The organism is Ornithinibacillus jepli (assembly GCF_047228935.1).
Lineage (GTDB): Bacteria > Bacillota > Bacilli > Bacillales > Amphibacillaceae > Ornithinibacillus.
The window spans coordinates 1,153,135-1,170,857 of the sequence record NZ_JBFEGG010000001.1; the positions used below are offsets into that span (position 1 = coordinate 1,153,135).

16 protein-coding genes are annotated in these 17,723 nt (G+C 36.2%); 3 read left to right on the forward strand and 13 right to left on the reverse strand.

Annotated elements, in window-relative coordinates:
* Nucleotide 1 precedes the first annotated feature (1 nt).
* Entirely contained in the window at nucleotides 2-1,381 is a 1,380-nt protein-coding gene (locus AB1K81_RS06000; protein ID WP_412975719.1) for an aldehyde dehydrogenase, read from the forward strand.
* 156 nt (nucleotides 1,382-1,537) lie between these two features.
* Here the strand turns inward: AB1K81_RS06000 and AB1K81_RS06005 are convergent, their stop codons facing one another.
* The 6 genes from AB1K81_RS06005 to AB1K81_RS06030 all read right to left on the reverse strand — a co-directional run bounded on the left by AB1K81_RS06005 (nucleotide 1,538) and on the right by AB1K81_RS06030 (nucleotide 9,183).
* Nucleotides 1,538-2,245 (reverse strand): DNA alkylation repair protein, encoded by a 708-nt coding sequence (locus tag AB1K81_RS06005; RefSeq protein ID WP_412975720.1) that lies wholly within the window; start codon nucleotides 2,243-2,245, stop codon nucleotides 1,538-1,540.
* 239 nt (nucleotides 2,246-2,484) lie between these two features.
* Nucleotides 2,485-3,720 carry a DNA polymerase IV gene (locus tag AB1K81_RS06010; protein WP_412975721.1) on the reverse strand — a complete coding sequence of 412 codons (1,236 nt, stop codon included), beginning with the start codon at nucleotides 3,718-3,720 and terminating at the stop codon, nucleotides 2,485-2,487.
* Nucleotides 3,721-3,997: 277 nt separating this feature from the next.
* Complete coding sequence (locus tag AB1K81_RS06015) at nucleotides 3,998-5,116, reverse strand: M20/M25/M40 family metallo-hydrolase (RefSeq protein ID WP_412975722.1); 1,119 nt, start codon at nucleotides 5,114-5,116, stop codon at nucleotides 3,998-4,000.
* A 20-nt stretch (nucleotides 5,117-5,136) separates the two neighbouring features.
* Nucleotides 5,137-6,693: an acyl-CoA carboxylase subunit beta gene (locus AB1K81_RS06020; RefSeq protein ID WP_412975723.1), complete on the reverse strand. Its 1,557-nt coding sequence runs from the start codon at nucleotides 6,691-6,693 to the stop codon at nucleotides 5,137-5,139.
* Nucleotides 6,690-7,508, reverse strand: a complete 819-nt coding sequence (mce, locus tag AB1K81_RS06025) for a methylmalonyl-CoA epimerase (protein ID WP_412975724.1) — start codon at nucleotides 7,506-7,508, stop codon at nucleotides 6,690-6,692. The genes AB1K81_RS06020 and mce overlap by 4 nt, the downstream gene beginning before the upstream one ends.
* A 25-nt stretch (nucleotides 7,509-7,533) precedes the next feature.
* The gene (locus AB1K81_RS06030; RefSeq protein WP_412975725.1) at nucleotides 7,534-9,183 is read right to left on the reverse strand and encodes an acyl-CoA mutase large subunit family protein; all 1,650 of its coding nucleotides are present in this window, start codon (nucleotides 9,181-9,183) and stop codon (nucleotides 7,534-7,536) included.
* 165 nt (nucleotides 9,184-9,348) lie between these two features.
* On the opposite strand from AB1K81_RS06030, the gene prli42 reads away from it, so the two are divergent.
* Entirely contained in the window at nucleotides 9,349-9,492 is a 144-nt protein-coding gene (prli42, locus tag AB1K81_RS06035; protein ID WP_412975726.1) for a stressosome-associated protein Prli42, read from the forward strand.
* A gap of 46 nt (nucleotides 9,493-9,538) precedes the next feature.
* Here the strand turns inward: prli42 and AB1K81_RS06040 are convergent, their stop codons facing one another.
* From AB1K81_RS06040 to AB1K81_RS06070, 7 genes are all read right to left on the reverse strand, one after another.
* Nucleotides 9,539-10,525, reverse strand: coding sequence for an aromatic acid exporter family protein (locus AB1K81_RS06040; protein WP_412975727.1), 987 nt, complete (start codon nucleotides 10,523-10,525; stop codon nucleotides 9,539-9,541).
* 68 nt (nucleotides 10,526-10,593) lie between these two features.
* Entirely contained in the window at nucleotides 10,594-11,025 is a 432-nt protein-coding gene (locus AB1K81_RS06045) for a BrxA/BrxB family bacilliredoxin (protein ID WP_412975728.1), read from the reverse strand.
* An 87-nt stretch (nucleotides 11,026-11,112) separates the two neighbouring features.
* The gene (locus AB1K81_RS06050; RefSeq protein ID WP_412975729.1) at nucleotides 11,113-12,375 is read right to left on the reverse strand and encodes a dihydrolipoamide acetyltransferase family protein; all 1,263 of its coding nucleotides are present in this window, start codon (nucleotides 12,373-12,375) and stop codon (nucleotides 11,113-11,115) included.
* Nucleotides 12,376-12,394: 19 nt separating this feature from the next.
* Complete coding sequence (locus tag AB1K81_RS06055; RefSeq protein WP_412975730.1) at nucleotides 12,395-13,378, reverse strand: alpha-ketoacid dehydrogenase subunit beta; 984 nt, start codon at nucleotides 13,376-13,378, stop codon at nucleotides 12,395-12,397.
* Between the two features lie 12 nt (nucleotides 13,379-13,390).
* Nucleotides 13,391-14,386, reverse strand: coding sequence for a thiamine pyrophosphate-dependent dehydrogenase E1 component subunit alpha (locus tag AB1K81_RS06060; protein WP_412975731.1), 996 nt, complete (start codon nucleotides 14,384-14,386; stop codon nucleotides 13,391-13,393).
* A gap of 36 nt (nucleotides 14,387-14,422) precedes the next feature.
* The gene (gene lpdA / locus AB1K81_RS06065) at nucleotides 14,423-15,844 is read right to left on the reverse strand and encodes a dihydrolipoyl dehydrogenase (protein ID WP_412975732.1); all 1,422 of its coding nucleotides are present in this window, start codon (nucleotides 15,842-15,844) and stop codon (nucleotides 14,423-14,425) included.
* 12 nt (nucleotides 15,845-15,856) lie between these two features.
* Nucleotides 15,857-16,954 carry a Glu/Leu/Phe/Val family dehydrogenase gene (locus AB1K81_RS06070; protein ID WP_412975733.1) on the reverse strand — a complete coding sequence of 366 codons (1,098 nt, stop codon included), beginning with the start codon at nucleotides 16,952-16,954 and terminating at the stop codon, nucleotides 15,857-15,859.
* 372 nt (nucleotides 16,955-17,326) lie between these two features.
* Between AB1K81_RS06070 and AB1K81_RS06075 the strand changes: the two genes are divergently transcribed.
* Nucleotides 17,327-17,563, forward strand: coding sequence for a DUF2627 family protein (locus AB1K81_RS06075; RefSeq protein WP_412975734.1), 237 nt, complete (start codon nucleotides 17,327-17,329; stop codon nucleotides 17,561-17,563).
* The last annotated feature ends 160 nt before the right edge of the window (nucleotides 17,564-17,723 follow it).

A 17,723-nucleotide genomic window follows, 5' to 3' on the forward strand; every position in this document is an offset into this window, starting at 1 on the left:
GATGGTTTTTTTGGTAGAAATTCAAAAATTAGTAGAGAATCAGCGTTCTTTTTTCTTAAGTGAACAAACGTTAGATTATCGATTTCGGATAGACAATCTCAGAAAACTACGAAACATGTTAGAAAAGTACGAAAAAAGTATATACCAGGCATTAAAACAAGATCTAAACAAGTCAACATACGAAACATTTACGACTGAGCTTGGCTTTCTTTACAACGAGATTAAACATGCAGAAAAGAGTTTAAAGGATTGGATGGCGGACGAACTAGTTGATGCACCCATTACACATAAGGGAACGAAAAGTTTTATCCGTAAGGAACCTTATGGTGTTACGTTAGTGATTTCGCCTTGGAACTACCCGTTACAACTAGCAATAGCACCAGCAATTGGGGCTATTGCTGCAGGAAATACAGTTATTATTAAACCATCGGAATTTAGTCCATCCACTTCTTCCCTATTAGCCAAAATGGTTAATGAAACGTTTGACTCTAGTTATTTAACTGTTGTGGAAGGGGATAGTGAATCTAGCAAAGCTTTATTAAATCAACGCTTTGACTATATATTCTTTACTGGAAGTACTCCAGTGGGGAAAATCATCATGCGAAAAGCAAGTGAACACCTAACGCCAGTTACACTTGAACTAGGAGGAAAAAGTCCTGTTGTAGTGGATAAGGATGCGGATATAGGTTTAACGGCTAAACGGATTGTATGGGGAAAATATACGAATGCAGGACAAACCTGTGTAGCTCCAGATTATATGTATGTTCATCAAAAGATTAAAGAAAAACTATTAAAAGAAATGCAGAAACAAATCAAAAGTTTATATGGTAGAGACGCTATTCATAATAACCATTATGTACGGATAATAAATGAAAACCACTTTAATCGCTTGTCTCAATTCTTATCGAATGGCTCTGTATTCTATGGTGGTAATGTTGACCGTAACCAATTAAAAATAGAACCAACAATACTCGATAACATATCTTGGGAAGATCCCGTTATGCAAGATGAAATATTCGGTCCTATTCTTCCTGTACTTACTTTTAATTCGTTAGAAGAAGTTATAACAGAACTAAAGCAACGCGAAAAACCACTAGCTCTCTATTATTTTGGTGAAAAGGAAAGAAATCAAGAAAAAGTAATGACAACCCTATCCTTTGGTGGTGGTTGCGTAAACGACACGCTTTACCATCTAGCTAATCCAAACTTGCCTTTTGGTGGCGTAGGAAGTAGTGGTATGGGAGGCTATCACGGCAAACATAGTTTTGATACGTTCTCGCATCAAAAGAGCATATTAAAGCAAACTACTAAATTTGATATACCACTTAGGTATCCAGGTGGAAAACTAGCCTTTTCGTTAATAAAAAAAATAATGAAATAAGAGTGATCATTTGGGTAGTGTTAGTTTAACTAACGCTACCTAAGTAGGTTCATACTGTGATTTGTTTATCATCTTAACAAACTAATAGCATACTGTTCTGGAAATTATTAATTTTAAATTATATTGTAATAGCGATCATAATGACCGCCCTTCCAATTAACATCTTACATATTTACGTTTAAAGCCTAATAAGTTTCTTTCCAAATCCTTTTGAATCTTGTCAAAAATCGGAGTAACTATTTTCTTTTTACCTTTACTATTCATTTCAATCGGTCCAATTTCCTTAGCCGCTTCTATTGCTTTATCATGAAGTGGTTTATAAGAAATCGCAACAGTATAGATAAAGTTATTCATAGATGACTTTGTTCTATCAGGTGAGTCGTGAATCGCACTGACCACTTGCTCAATCATTTTACTTAACTTTTCTTTACTAAATTCCTCATCTGGACGACTACCTAATAACCAGCAATAACAACTCCAACCAGCTGACATTTTCAGTTCATCACCGCTTGCAATCCATTTATCTGCAATTTCTTGTGCAATATTTGTTTCTGAAAGTGTAACAGCAACTACATAATCAGATATCATATAAAAGTAAGCACCATCTATCCAACGTTCAAAATCTTCCTCTGTCATTGCTTGTGGGTCAGCTATCACTCCCGCAAAATACATAGCGTCATAGTTTCCTGTCGCATATAGTTCTTCCGCTAAGGCTTGGTTTTTCATAATAATTCTAGATAAAGGCTTCATGGCTCCTGTCGCCACACCAAATAAAGGTTCATGTGCTCCATTGTTCAAATATCTTTTTTTCATTCGATCTTTGCCAAGTGCTTCTAACTCTTGCATAACTGTTTCCAATTCCATAGTTTTCACTTCCTTAGAATAATGATTTTCCGACCAGAACATTTATTCCAAAATTCTTACACAATATAATTATGATTAGAATATTACCAAATAATAGTGTTAGAATTATTTTGCTCAATCTTCCGGTATAACAAAATGATATTCCCTTACTCATTTTTTTGTAATACATACATAGACCCTGTTAACCAATCAACGCTTCTTATTAAAATTCTCTTGATAACTAGTAATATTACTCGAGCCTACATTTTAAAATCGTCTAGAAAGTCTTTTTGAAAACTAGTTCTTGGTTGCTGATGATTATCTTCTTTGATCTCTACAAACGGATTTTTCCCGAACTTTTCTGTCAGTTTATCAATAGCATTATACAGTTTTTCTTTCTCTGCATCCTTACTATACGTAAATAAATCAAGTTGCTTTACAATATTTTGTTTTTCCTCAATATCCTGCACCGTTACACCTAATAAACGTATCGGTTCTTGATTCCAATGATTTTCAAAAAGTTCAAATACTACTTTTAGAATATCTTCTTTCTTCTCAATATAATTAGGAAGCTTTTTGCTTCTAGTTATGGTTCTTCGGTCATGGTAACGAATAGATAATTGTACAGACCTTCCAGCTGCTTGCTTCCTTTTCATTCTTATCTCTACATTATCTGCCAATGCTGTTAATAGACCTCTTATTTCCACTATATCCGTAGTATCCGTAGGCAAGGTTTCAGAACTACCAATGCTTTTGAACTCATTTACTGCATCTGGATCAACCGGTCTTATGTCAATACCATTGGCGCGATTTTTTAAACGCTCTCCGTTAATGCCTAACAGTTGCTTCAGTTGATAAACATCCGCTTCCGCAAGATCACCAATAGTATCAATATCAATCGTATTTAGCTTTTCTGCTGTCTTCTTCCCTACTCCATACATCTCTCCTACTGGTAAAGGCCATAATTTTGCCGGTATGTCACGCTTCCTTAACACTGTAATTCCCATAGGCTTTTTCATATCAGAAGCCATCTTAGCTAAAAATTTATTAGGAGCAATACCAATGCTACAAGGTAAATCGAGCTCCTTCTTAATTTTCTGTTGTAATTCTTCTGCTAATCGTATTGTATTAGAAGGAGATGTTGCATCTGTCACATCCATATAACCTTCATCTATTGATACTGGTTCTACAAATGGTGTAATGGAATTTAAAATTTTAAACATCTCTCTTGATGCAAATCGATACCGTTCGAAGTTTGGGCGGATAACAATTAATTCTGGGCATAGTTTTTTAGCCTGCCAGATAGGCATAGTAGTTTTAACACCTTTTGCCCTAGCCTCATAATTACTTGTGATAATAATCCCTCTACGTTCTTCAGGGTTACCTGCCACTGCTAATGGTTTCCCCTTATACGATGGATTATAGGCCATTTCTACCGAGGCATAAAAGCTATTCATATCTAGGTGGAAAATTATCCGCGCTCTATTATACTTCATACGCTTTAACACCTTCCCGAACAATTGTTTCTACTTATATTATAGCATAGTTTAACGAGTCGTTGTCCCAAAAGCATTTTAGGTAACAGATAGCAGAATATCGCGCACCTAATTCGCTTTTGAAATAAATTTAACCCTTTTTTTTGTTATTTAAGTTCTATTTAGTGGATATTAAGAAACTATTATCTATCATAAGATTTTTCTCTATAAATAAAAAACATCAGAGAAACCAAAGCAATGGTCCCCCTAATGTTATTTATATATCGTTATCATGGTATTATTTTGCTACCTCTTTAATAATAGCAGTTACCAATTCAGTTACTTTCACTAATTCTTTGACTGGAATGCGTTCGTTAGTCGTATGAATCTCTTCATAACCAACTGCTAAATTAACAGTCGGGATTCCAAGTCCAGCAATTACGTTTGCATCACTGCCGCCACCGCTCTTTAGTAGATTACTTTCCCTTCCGATTGTTGCTGCAGCTCTTCTTGCTACTTCTACCACTTGGTCCCCTGCTTGTTGTTTAAATCCAGGGTACATGACTTTAATATCAACAACAGCTTCTCCGCCCATCTCTCTTGCAGTAGTTTCGTAAGCATCCTTCATAGCTGCAACTTGTGCTTCCATTTTTTCTAGTACAAGGGAACGGGCTTCGGCTAGTATTTCAACATGATCCACTACAATATTTGTTTGTTTTCCACCTTCGAATCGACCAATATTAGCAGTAGTTTCTTCATCAATACGTCCTAGAGGCATTTTTGCAATTGCTTTAGCTGCTATTGTAATTGCAGAAACTCCCTTTTCAGGTGCAACTCCAGCATGTGCGGTTTTCCCCTTAATGATTGTATTTATTTTTGCTTGAGTCGGAGCAGCAACAATAATATCTCCTACATTTCCATTACTGTCTAAAGCATATCCGAATTTTGCGTTAATCATAGAAGGCTCAAGAGCTTTTGCTCCTACTAGTCCCGACTCTTCTCCTACTGTAATAACAAATTGTACATCGCCATGTTCCAAATTATTTTCCTGTATTGTACGTATTGCTTCAAGCATTGCTGCTAGCCCTGCTTTATCATCTGCTCCAAGTATAGTTGTACCATCAGATACAATGTACCCATCCTTAATTGAAGGTTTAATTCCTTTACCAGGTACTACTGTATCCATATGGGATGTAAAATAAATCGGGTCAACGCCATCCTTCGTTCCTTTTAACGTGCAAATAAGATTATTAGCTCCGTGACCAGTTTTTTCTTTTGCATGGTCTTCTAAAACTTCTAATCCTAACTCTTGAAATTTCTTTTTCAACACTTCCGCTATTTCCGCTTCATAACCTGTCTCGGAATCCACTTGGACAAGTTCCATAAATTCATTCACTACTCTGTCTTTATTTACCATGTTGTCTAAACCTCCTAGTATTAAAGAGGAATATTGCCGTGTTTTTTTCTCGGGCGATCCTCTTTCTTATTTTGTAACATTTCTAACCCTTGGATTAGCTTCATTCGAGTTTCCCTAGGATCGATAACATCGTCAACCATACCTAATTTTGCTGCAACATATGGATTAGCGAACTTTTCTCGATATGTATTTATCTTTTCTTGACGTGTCTTTTCAGGGGCTGAACTAGCTGCAATCTCTTTGGCAAAAATTATATTCGCTGCTCCTTCTGGTCCCATAACCGCAATTTCTGCATTTGGCCATGCATAAACTAAATCTGCTCCAATTGACTTACTATTTAATGCAACATAAGCACCACCATAAGCTTTTCTTACAATAACCGTTAGCTTAGGAACAGTTGCTTCAGAATAAGCATATAATATTTTTGCTCCATGTCGTATGATACCACCATGCTCCTGTTTTATGCCAGGAAAGAACCCTGTTACATCTTCAAACGTTATAATTGGAATATTAAAACAATCACAAAAACGGATGAATCGAGCTGCCTTGTCACTAGAATCAATATCAAGTCCACCTGCAAGATGTTTCGGTTGGTTACAAACTAAACCTACTGTTTGTCCCCTCATTCTAGCAAATCCGACTACGATATTTTTTGCGAATTCTGATTGAATTTCATAAAAACTTTCCTCATCTACTACTTGCCTTATTACGCTTTTTATATCGTAAGGACGAGTGGAATCAAAAGGAACAATATCGACTAGTTCTGGTCGATAATCATCTAATTCATCCATTTCTACTTCCACTTCTTGAGGCTTTTCATTATTATTGTTAGGTAAATAGGATAATAGATTTTTCACATGATCCAATGCCTCTTCTTCATTTTTGGCTTTAAAATGGGCATTGCCGCTTTTGCTATTATGAATATGAGCTCCACCTAAGTCCTCAGAAGTTATTTTTTCACCTGTAACAGTCTCGATTACCTTTGGACCAGTAATAAACATTTGAGAAGTTTTTTCGACCATAATAACAAAATCAGTTATTGCTGGTGAATATACGGCACCACCAGCACTTGGCCCCATAATGACAGAGATCTGTGGAATATATCCAGAATATATAGCATTCCTATAAAATACTTGGCCGTACCCATCAAGAGATGATACTCCTTCTTGGATTCTTGCACCACCCGAATCGTTAAGTCCAATAAATGGGACTCCATTTTTTGCCGCTAGATCCATGACAGCAGCAATTTTCTTACCATGCATTTCTCCTAGTGCCCCACCATAAAGGGTAAAATCTTGAGCAAATAAATACACTGGACGGCCATTAATTTTACCAAATCCTGTTATGACCCCGTCACCCATGCCGCTGGAACCATTCATTTCAAAATCTGTTCCGCGTTTTTCAATAAACGTATTTAATTCTACAAAACTTCCCTCATCTAAAAGATATTCAATACGTTCTCTTGCAGTCCATTTTCCTTTGGCATGTTGCTTTTCTATTCGCTCATCACCGCCACCCAACTCCGCCATTCTGCGTTTATCGTAAAGTTCATTTATTTTATCAAACATATCCATCATACTTCTTCACCTCCTGTTGCTTCACAAAGCTCAAACAATACACCATGTGCTGATTTCGGATGCATGAATGCAATTTTAGTGTGGTGGCTTCCAGCTTTTGGTTCCGTATGAATAAACTGAATGCCATTTTTAGTTAAACTATTAATTCTCGCTTGAATATTCTCAACATCTAAGGCGATATGATGGATACCTTCTCCTCTTTTTTCTATAAATTTATGAATTGGGGAGGAATCTGCAGTTGCTTCTAATAATTCAAAACGACTTTCTCCAATTCTTAAGAAGGCAACTTTTACTCCCTCAGAAGCTACTTCTTCCATACCTTCCAATTCTAAACCTAGTGTTTTCGTATAAAAAGGAAGCGCTTTTTCAATAGAATTAACAGCAATTCCAATATGAGATATTTTATTCGTTATACTTTGATGACTTGGGCCTACAAGCTGGTTAATGTAATTTGCTAATTCTTCAATAGTAGAGCCACTAGTAAATATTTGTTTAACCCCTTTTTCCAAAAGAAATGGTATATCTTCCGACGGGATCACCCCTCCACCAATAACCGGAATATCATCAGCATTTAATACCTTTAATTCCTCGATTACTTTTGGAAAAAGGGTCCGATGTGCACCTGATAAGGAAGATAAACCAATCACATCGACATCTTCCTGGATAGCAGCCTTAGCAATTTGAGCAGGGGATTGTCTTAGTCCTGTGTAGATAACTTCCATCCCATGATCCCTTAACCCTTGAGCTATTACTAATGCACCTCGATCATGCCCATCAAGGCCTGGTTTAGCAATTAAAACTCGAATTTTTGCCATATTTATGTTCCTCCCTAACAATTAATTAGATGCTTCTGTACTCGCCAAATTCTCTTCGAAGGATATTACAAATCTCTCCAACAGAGGCATATGCTTTTACAGCATTTAAAATATATGGCATCAAATTTTCATCCGCTTGACTAGCAGCCCATTGTAGTTGCTTTAATGTACTCTCTACTAAATCATGATCTCTTCCATCTCTAATTTTTTGAAGATTAGACTTTTGCTTCCGTTCTAATTCTTCATCTACTTTTAAAATGTCAGGATTAACCTCTTCTTCCACTTTAAATTTGTTTAAGCCTACAATAATTTCCTCTTCTTTCTCAATCCGCTTTTGCGTCTCATAAGCCGTTCGATGGATTTCACGTTGCATAAATCCTTCCTCGATAGCACTTACAGCACCACCAAGCTCTTTTATTTGCCTTAAATATCTTTCTATTTCAACTTCAATCTCATCGGTCAATGCTTCGATATAGTAAGATCCGCCTAACGGATCCACCGTATCTGCTACACCACTTTCATGAGCTATAATCTGTTGCGTTCTTAAGGCAATACGAGCCGACTCCTCTGTAGGTAATGCCAATGCCTCATCTCGTGAATTCGTATGTAAGCTTTGAGTTCCTCCAAGCACTGCTGCTAATGCTTGTAATGTTACACGTACAATATTATTGTCCGGTTGCTGTGCAGTTAACGTAGAGCCGCCTGTTTGTGTATGGAAACGTAGCTTCCAGCTTTTTGGATCTTTTGATTGATAGTGTTCCTTCATAATTTTCGCCCAAACCCGTCTAGCCGCACGGAATTTAGCAATCTCTTCAAAGAAGTTGTTATGGGAATTAAAGAAGAATGCTAACCTAGGAGCAAACGTATCAACATCTAGCCCAGATTCTATTGCCGCATCCACATAAGCCATCCCATTTGCAATCGTAAATGCTGCCTCCTGTACTGCAGTTGAACCCGCTTCGCGAATATGGTAACCAGAAATACTAATTGTATTAAATTTTGGAACATGCTTTTGGCAATATTCAAAGATGTTCGTTATTAATCTCATCGATGGCTTCGGTGGGAATATATATGTACCTCGTGCTATATATTCTTTTAAAATATCATTCTGAATGGTGCCAGTTAATTTTTCTATAGGTACACCTTGCTTCTCCCCGACTGCAATATACATACATAGTAAAATGGAAGCTGGGGCATTAATAGTCATCGATGTACTTACTTTATCTAATGGAATTTGATTTAATAATTCCTCCATATCATGTAATGTGTCAATTGCTACACCTACCTTCCCTACTTCGCCCTCAGCCATAGGATCATCAGAGTCATAGCCAATTTGGGTAGGTAAATCAAATGCCACTGAAAGTCCAGTTTGTCCTTGCTCTAATAAATAGCGAAATCGTTTATTTGTTTCTTTTGCAGAACCAAACCCTGCATATTGACGCATAGTCCAATACTTACTTCGATACATAGTTGGTTGAATTCCCCTTGTATAAGGGTATTCTCCAGGATAGCCTAACTTTTCTAAATAAGTACTATCATTCTCTGGATAGTAAAGTCTTTCAATTTCTATATCCGAACTAGATTGAAAAGAAGCTTTTCTTTCAGGAAAGCGCTTTAAAATCTCCTCAACCGAATCACTCCATTTCTTGTGGACTCCTTTTTGGTCGATATTCATACTTGTTCCCCCATTCAGTAAAAGTAGAATCTTTATAGCTCTTGCAATAAGGTAAATATTAGGAAAATTTTAGATAAAAAAATATGAATTTAAATTATTACTTGTCCTATTACTATTTTAACGTTAAAATAATAAAAGCACATGGGATTTAAGGGAGGACAAAAAATGTCTGCAAAACAAACTACAAAACCTGCTCCAAAAAGAAAATCTAAGCGCGAGCGTCGCATGAAAATAGCAATTTATATTATGATTATTGCAATGGTTGTTTCAACAATAACCTATGGTCTAGCTTTTGTTATCAATTTATAAAGTGAATGGTAAGACTGGATTACTCCTATGAGTAATCACAGTCTTTTTAATTTTTTTTCGCAACTTTTGTTCGTTTTATTAAACTAACATCACTATCTTTATACCGTTTTTTTATCAGTAAGTAGCTTTCGATTTCATGTAATAATCGGAATAAATTAGCCCTAGTTTCAAATTCATCACGAGTAGTAGGCAAATCCTCTTTATGAAACTCATCCCTTAAATCTTTCAGAAGCTCTAAAAATACAATAGCTGTATTGCCTGGATGCACGGATTCTGCCAATCCTTCAAAAAAGTCTGCAATTTTTAAAGATATCTCATCTCTATTTGGTAATTTAGTTACTAAAGGAAGCATTTTTCTAAATAAATCTAACTGTTTATTACGCATATTAAAATAGTCATAATAATTGTGCTGTGAACGTAGCAAATGGTTTTCCTTTTCTATTACAACTAGATTAGTTGCTTGTTTTAATAATTCCTCAGATTCCTTTAGCTCTCTACCATCCCATACTGTACTATTATCCCGTATATATAATGCAATTTCTGTCAAAATTTTTTGGAAGTTTTGCTCTAACTTTATTTGAATTTGTTTTAATTTTTGCTCATTTCCTGGCATGTATAAATTCATCAATAACCCTGTACCTATTCCTACTAGTATTAAAATAAATTGTTGAAGTAGCAGTGAAAAAGGAATATCTCCAGTACTATACAGATTTAATATGATGACAGAACTCGTAATAATACCTGGGGTTACTTTTAATAATACTGTAATTGGAATAAAGACTAAAAGCATTAATGCCAAAATAATTGGATTATATCCAATAAATTCAAAAAACAAGAATGAAAGTATACTTGCAACGATACAGGCTAATAATCGATGCCATGCACTAAGGACAGATTGCTTACGTGAGGGCATAATGGTCAAAATCGTAAGTATACCTGCAGATGTGAAATTTGAAAGTCCTAATGCTTGAGCTACCACGATTGAAAGAGGTGTACCAATAGCAGTTTTGATGGTTCTATACCCGATTTTCACCCTTATTCTCCTTTAATAAGAAATAAGACTGACCTTAAAGTAATAGGACAGCCTTATTTTGTTCTTTCTTATACTTCTTCACAATGTTTGTCAAAGATCTCTTGAAGCTTTGATATAACTTCCATAGCACTATGGCCTTCAATATCATGACGTTCAAGCATCGTTACAATTTTACCATCCTTTAAAAAAGCAAAAGAAGGTGATGAAGGAGGATACCCTTCAAAATATGTACGAGCTTTCTCCGTAGCCTCTCGATCTTGTCCTGCAAACACTGTCACTAAATGATCTGGACGCTTATCAAAGTGAATCGCGTTAGCCGCTGCAGGTCGGGCAACCCCGCCAGCACAACCACAAGTAGAGTTAACCATAACTAGTGTGGTCCCTTCCCGATTTAAAGCAGCATCTACTTCTTCTGGTGTTCTAAGCTCCTCATACCCAGCTTCAGTTATATCTTTACGTGCAGCATCAACGATATCATTCATAAATAAATTAAAATCCATATAAGCCACCCCTTTATGTTAAGTTTATTCTTACCTAACATATAGGTTATCAAGTTTGCTAGTAAAATTCAATCTATAAAGCTTGTTCTAATACACTTGTACCGTATTTTCATTCATATTTTCTAATGTCTCTTTGACATAGGCTAAGAACTGACCACAAACTAACCCATCTAAAATACGATGATCAAGCGATAAGCATAGATTTACCATATCTCTTGCTGCAAACATATTATTAATGATAACCGGTTTTTTCACTATTGATTCAACCTGCAAAATTGCTGCCTGTGGATGGTTAATTACTCCCATCGACTGAACGGATCCAAATGACCCAGTGTTATTAACAGTAAACGTACCACCTTGCATATCATCTGCACTTAGTTTATTTGTCCGAGCTTTTAAAGCTAATTCATTAATCTCTCTAGCTATCCCTTTTATACTCTTTTCATCAGCATTCTTAATAACTGGAACAAATAATTCTTGATCCTTTGCTACTGCAATGGATAAGTTAATATCTTTTCGTTGAATGATTTTATCCCCTGCCCATGTGCTATTTAATTGTGGGAATTTTTTCAACCCTTGAGCAACAGCTTTTACAAAGAATGCAAAGTACGTTAGATTATATCCCTCAGATTGTTTAAACTTACTTTTAATTTTATCTCGATAACTAACTAAATCCGTTACATCCACTTCTACCATCATCCATGCGTGAGGTATTTCCGTCTTAGAACGAACCATGTTTTGAGCTATTATCTTTCTTACACCCGTTACAGGAATTTCAATATCTCCAGCTTGCGAAGTAGGGTGAGCTACTTGTGGTGCAGAAGAAGTAGACATAGTTTTTTGGTCATTATTTACTTGTAGAGTACGAGTCTGATTATCAGTAGGAATTTGACCCGTTGCAATAATATTTTCAATATCCTTACGGGTAATTCTTCCACCACGACCAGTTCCAGCCACTTGTTCTAAATCAATATTATTTTCCTGAGCCATTCGAAGTACAGCTGGAGAATAACGTTTTTTCATGGATTGATCAACCGATTCTTCTACATTACGATAAGAAGCTACCGTTTCCACTTTTTCAGAAGCAACGGATTCTACTGAATCTCCTGCTTCCGTTTCAATGTAACAAATTAGCTCTCCAACCGAGACGGTTTCTCCCTCTTTAGTTACAAGCTCCTTGATTGTCCCAGTATAGGAAGAAGGGACTTCAGCGTTTACTTTATCTGTCATGACTTCCGCAATTGGGTCGTATTTATTAACATGGTCACCCTCTTTTACAAGCCAAGAACTTATTGTACCCTCTGTTACACTTTCCCCAAGTTGGGGCATCGTAATTTTTTCTAATGCCATAGATTTCCCTCCTATCTATTTAAAATTCTGCCAGTTCGCGCATAGCCTTTTCAATTTTGTCTGGATTCATCATGAAGAATTTTTCCATTGTTGGCGCATATGGCATTGCCGGTATATCAGGTCCTGCTAGTCTTTGAATTGGCGCATCTAAATCAAATAAACAATTTTCTGCTATGATTGCTGCAACTTCACCAATAATACTACCTTCTTTATTATCCTCTGTTACTAATAAAACTTTTCCTGTCTTTTTCGCAGCTTCAATAATTGCTTCTTTATCTAACGGATAAATGGTACGTAAATCTAAAATATGTGCATCAATTCCCTCTTCTGCTAATTTCTCTGCAGCTTGTAGGGCAAAATGAACACATAATCCGTACGTAATAATAGTGATATCTGAACCTTCCCGTTTCACATCTGCTTTACCAATTGGAAGTACATAATCATCTTCTGGTACTTCACCTTTTAATAAGCGATAAGCACGTTTATGCTCAAAAAATAGAACAGGGTCATTGTCTCTAATTGCTGCTTTTAGTAATCCTTTTACATCATATGGTGTTGAAGGCATAACAATTTTTAATCCTGGCTGATTTGCAAATATAGCTTCAACGGATTGTGAATGATACAAAGCACCATGTACCCCTCCACCATAAGGAGCTCTAACAACAATTGGACAGTTCCAGTCATTATTTGAACGATAGCGAATTCTTGCAGCTTCTGAAATGATTTGATTAACTGCTGGCATAATAAAGTCAGCGAATTGCATTTCCGCAACAGGTCGCATACCGTACATGGCTGCACCAATACCAACACCAGCAATAGCTGATTCTGCTAGAGGTGTATCTAATACACGGTATTCTCCAAATTCATCATATAATCCTTCTGTAGCCTTAAAAACGCCACCTTTTTTACCAACGTCTTCACCTAATACAAATACTTTCTCATCACGCTGCATTTCTTCGCGTAAAGCAGTCGTGACAGCTTGTATATAAGACATAACTGGCATTATTACCCCTCCCTACTTTTCTTCATATACATATTTTAAAGCATCTTCTGGATTAGCATATGGAGCATTCTCTGCATAGTCCGTTGCTTCATTTACAATTGTATTTATTTCATTCGTAATTTCAGCTTCTAAATCATCTGTTAGGATTCCAACATCTTTTAAATAGTTTGTAAATGTAAATATGGAATCAAGCTTCTTCGCTTCTTCCACTTCTTCACGATTACGATAAGCACGGTCATCATCATCACTTGAGTGAGCGGTCAATCGATAAGATACTGCTTCAATTAGTGTTGGACCGTCACCAGTTACAGCACGTTCTCTAGCCTCTTTAACTACTTTATACACTTCTAGTGGATCATTTCCATCAACTGTATAGCCTGGCATACCATAACCAAGTGCTCTATCAGATACTTTTTGATTTCCTAATTGTTTTTCAACTGGTACAGAAATAGCATATTTATTGTTTTCTACCATTGTAATAACAGGTAATTTATGAACTCCAGCAAAGTTCAGACCTTCATGGAAGTCTCCTTGGTTAGATGAACCTTCACCTAGAGTAACGAAAGAAACTAAGCTCTTATTTTCCATTTTTGCAGCCAATGCTACACCCACAGCATGTGGTACTTGAGTTGTTACAGGAGATGAACCTGTTAAAATACGGTTTTTCTTTTGTCCAAAGTGACTTGGCATTTGCCTACCACCAGAATTTGGATCTTCAGCTTTTGCAAAAGCTGACAACATTAATTCTTTCGCAGTCATACCAAATGCAAGTACAACTCCCATATCTCGGTAATAAGGTGCTACATAATCTTCCTTCCGATTTAATGCAAAAGAAGCCCCTACTTGTGCAGCCTCTTGGCCTTGGCAAGAAATAACAAAAGGGATTTTTCCTGCACGATTCAATAACCACATTCTTTCATCAAGTTTTCTAGCAAGAAGCATCGTTTTGTACATGTCCAATACTTCGGTATTGGACAAACCAAGTTCTTCATGACGGTTTGTTGCCATAAGAGTCCCTCCCTTTAATTTAAAATACATCACTTTTTATCCATGAATTTGTAATCCTTCTATTGCAAGCGCAGCCTCACCCATCACTTCAGAAAGTGTAGGATGTGGATGAACACTATGAGCTATCTCCCACGGAGTGGCATCTAATACTTTAGCAAGTCCAGCTTCTGAAATCATGTCCGTTACATGGGGACCGACCATATGTACACCAAGCAGATCCTCATTATCTTTATTCATGATGATTTTGACAAAGCCCTCTGACTCACCATAAACTAACGCTTTCCCAATTGCTTTAAACGGGAATTTGCCGACCTTTATATCATAGCCCTTTTCTTTTGCTTGTTTCTCTGTTAACCCTACACTAGCAGCTTCTGGATTAGCATAAATACAAGCTGGAATATTATCATAGTTTAGGGTTTCTGGTTTTTTTCCTGCCATATGTTCTACTGCAACGATTCCTTCATGTGAAGCTACATGCGCTAATTGCATTCCACCAATAACATCACCTATAGCATAGATATGTGATTCTTTTGTTTGGTAGAAACTAGATGTTTGAATAAACCCTTTATCTATAGCAATATCTGTATTTTCTAATCCGATATTAGTTGTATTTGCTTGGCGTCCAACAGATACTAGAATTTTCTCTGCATCAAAATTTTGAATAGAACTACCAATTTCCACTTCAATTGTTACACCATTTTCTTTAGTAAGAGTATCTGGAAGAACCTTTGCACCTTTTACAAATTTGACTCCCTTACGACTTAATTGCTTCTCTACTTCTTTTGCAATATCAGCGTCTTCGGTAGGCAAAATTTGATCCAAATATTCAATAACAGTTACTTTTACTCCAAAATCAGCTAACATAGAAGCCCATTCAATCCCAATTACTCCACCACCGATAATTAGGATTGATTCTGGTAAATCTTTCATTTCTAGCGCTTCATCAGAGCTCATCACAAAGGTTCCATCTATTTCTAAGCCAGGAAGTGACTTAGGTTTTGAACCCGTTGCGATTAATACATATTTCGGTACAATCATCGTATTTTCTTCACCATTTTCATATTCAATCGAAATGGTACCTGGTAGAGGTGAGAAAATACTTGGGCCTAGAATTCTTCCATAACCATGAAAAATATCAATCTTACCTTTTTTCATCAAAGCCTGAACACCTTTGTGAAGTGTATTGATAATATCTGCTTTTCTTTCTTGAACTCGGTTAAAATTCAGTTCCACATTTGCTGTCGTTACTCCAAATTCATGAGCGTTTTTTGTTTGCCTATAAACTTCAGCACTTCTCAATAATGACTTAGACGGTATACAGCCTTTATGTAAGCATGTACCACCTAGTTCTCCTTTTTCTACGACGGCAACTTTCATACCAAGTTGCGAAGCACGGATAGCAGCTACATAACCACCTGTACCGCCTCCAAGTACTACTAAATCATACTCCTCGGCCATTTATGCTCCTCCTTATTTCCTTCTACTTAATGTGTGTAGTCCATTTAATAAGAATTGTCCTCTTGATTTCCTAGCTGACTCAATACGTTCTTCTGCCAGTCTATCTGCTGCCATATATGTTGGGATGTTATCTCTTCTTGAGATTTCAAAAACCTTAAGTAAACTATCATAAATCCCTTCGACTTTTTTCATTGCTCTCGTTTGATTATACCCATTTAACTCGTCCGCAACATTTATAACTCCACCTGCATTAATAACATAATCCGGAGCATATACAATACCTTTTTCGAACAAAATATCACCATGTTCTGTACTCTTTAATTGGTTATTTGCAGAACCAGCCACTACTTTTGCCTTCAAACGAGAAATTGTTTCGTCGTTAATCGTTGCACCAAGTGCACATGGAGCATAGATATCACAGTCAACATCATAAATATCATTTGGGTCTACTGCAGTCGCGCCAAAAGCTTCTACTGCTCGATTAGCAGCTGCTTTATTAATATCTGTTACAATCAATTTCGCGCCCTCTTTATGTAAATAATCACATAGTGTAAATGCTACACTTCCAACACCTTGTACCGCAACTATTTTACCTTCTAAAGAATCATCTCCATACGCTTCAAGAGCAGCAGCTTTAATTCCTTTATAAACACCATAAGCAGTTACTGGTGATGGGTCACCTGAAGCACCAAACTCAGGAGATATTCCAGTAACAAAGTCAGTTTCCATATGAATTAAATCCATATCTTCAACAGTTGTTCCAACATCTTCCGCAGTTATATATCTACCATTTAAACCTTGGATATATCTTCCAAATGCACGAAACATTTCTGGGTTCTTATCTTTTCGAGGATCACCAATAATGACCGTTTTTCCTCCACCTAAATTTAATCCAGCAGCAGCATTTTTATATGTCATTCCTTTTGCTAAACGCATTGCATCAATAATAGCTTCTTCTTCAGAAGCGTATGTCCACATTCTTGTACCACCAAGTGCTGGACCTAGTGTTGTGTCATGAATTGCAATTATTGCTTTTAAACCTGAATTTTTATCCTGGCAAAAAACAAGTTGCTCATAATCATATACTTCCATGTCTTTGAAAATTTCCATTTCATTTCCTCCTCAGTTCTATAAAAAGTTGTTTATTTGATCACAGCTAAATCGCTTAATTAATAAGCTTTTTGACGCTAAATGCAATAGCATTAATATGGATTAAAAAATACCACTTTTTCATTATAATACAAAATCCCTATTTATAGGAAATGTAAGCGCTTTATTTTTGTTTCAAATAAAAAATATTTTTTAAATATTAAAAAATATTGCGCTTTTCTTGCTATTTTTGATGCCTTTTTCAACTTCCCTTTCTATCATACGGTAGATTTTGAAATATGGCAAATTAAAAATTTTATCTATTATTCATATTTTGGTATACTATTGACCTATATAAGAAACTGTTTTTATGTTACCTATAAAGGAGAAAAAATGATTAGATTAGTTGCAGTATTAGTTATTTTTATTCCCGGCATTATAGCCGCAATTGGTATTAAACTAATGCGGGATACCTTATTCGATGAATTTCATCCGATTTTTATCCATGCCGGTATCCAATTTAGTATAGGATTATTACTTTTCATTGGAGGCTTAGCATTTTTAGGGGGCTTTATTATTTATCGCGATCGTAAAAAACAGGCTGAAAAGAATGGCAATCATGATAAATAATAAATAATTGAAACTTACGAAGAGGGTATAATTCATGAAAAGTATCTATCCGTTATCATCAGGATAGGCAATTTACTCCGGAAAATGAAGTGCGAGTAATAGAAAAGAATAAGAAAAGAGTTACAACCTGGTACTGTAACTCTAAAGCATGGACTAGCAC

Bases quoted from the DNA above. Each gene is read 5' to 3' on its own strand.
- AB1K81_RS06000 (WP_412975719.1), top strand. From the start codon at position 2: ATGGTTTTTTTGGTAGAAATTCAAAAATTAGTAGAGAATCAGCGTTCT.
- AB1K81_RS06005 (WP_412975720.1), bottom strand. From the start codon at position 2,245: ATGGAATTGGAAACAGTTATGCAAGAGTTAGAAGCACTTGGCAAAGAT.
- AB1K81_RS06010 (WP_412975721.1), bottom strand. From the start codon at position 3,720: ATGAAGTATAATAGAGCGCGGATAATTTTCCACCTAGATATGAATAGC.
- AB1K81_RS06015 (WP_412975722.1), bottom strand. From the start codon at position 5,116: ATGGTAAATAAAGACAGAGTAGTGAATGAATTTATGGAACTTGTCCAA.
- AB1K81_RS06020 (WP_412975723.1), bottom strand. From the start codon at position 6,693: ATGATGGATATGTTTGATAAAATAAATGAACTTTACGATAAACGCAGA.
- mce (WP_412975724.1), bottom strand. From the start codon at position 7,508: ATGGCAAAAATTCGAGTTTTAATTGCTAAACCAGGCCTTGATGGGCAT.
- AB1K81_RS06030 (WP_412975725.1), bottom strand. From the start codon at position 9,183: ATGAATATCGACCAAAAAGGAGTCCACAAGAAATGGAGTGATTCGGTT.
- prli42 (WP_412975726.1), top strand. From the start codon at position 9,349: ATGTCTGCAAAACAAACTACAAAACCTGCTCCAAAAAGAAAATCTAAG.
- AB1K81_RS06045 (WP_412975728.1), bottom strand. From the start codon at position 11,025: ATGGATTTTAATTTATTTATGAATGATATCGTTGATGCTGCACGTAAA.
- AB1K81_RS06050 (WP_412975729.1), bottom strand. From the start codon at position 12,375: ATGGCATTAGAAAAAATTACGATGCCCCAACTTGGGGAAAGTGTAACA.
- AB1K81_RS06055 (WP_412975730.1), bottom strand. From the start codon at position 13,378: ATGCCAGTTATGTCTTATATACAAGCTGTCACGACTGCTTTACGCGAA.
- AB1K81_RS06060 (WP_412975731.1), bottom strand. From the start codon at position 14,386: ATGGCAACAAACCGTCATGAAGAACTTGGTTTGTCCAATACCGAAGTA.
- lpdA (WP_412975732.1), bottom strand. From the start codon at position 15,844: ATGGCCGAGGAGTATGATTTAGTAGTACTTGGAGGCGGTACAGGTGGT.
- AB1K81_RS06070 (WP_412975733.1), bottom strand. From the start codon at position 16,954: ATGGAAATTTTCAAAGACATGGAAGTATATGATTATGAGCAACTTGTT.
- AB1K81_RS06075 (WP_412975734.1), top strand. From the start codon at position 17,327: ATGATTAGATTAGTTGCAGTATTAGTTATTTTTATTCCCGGCATTATA.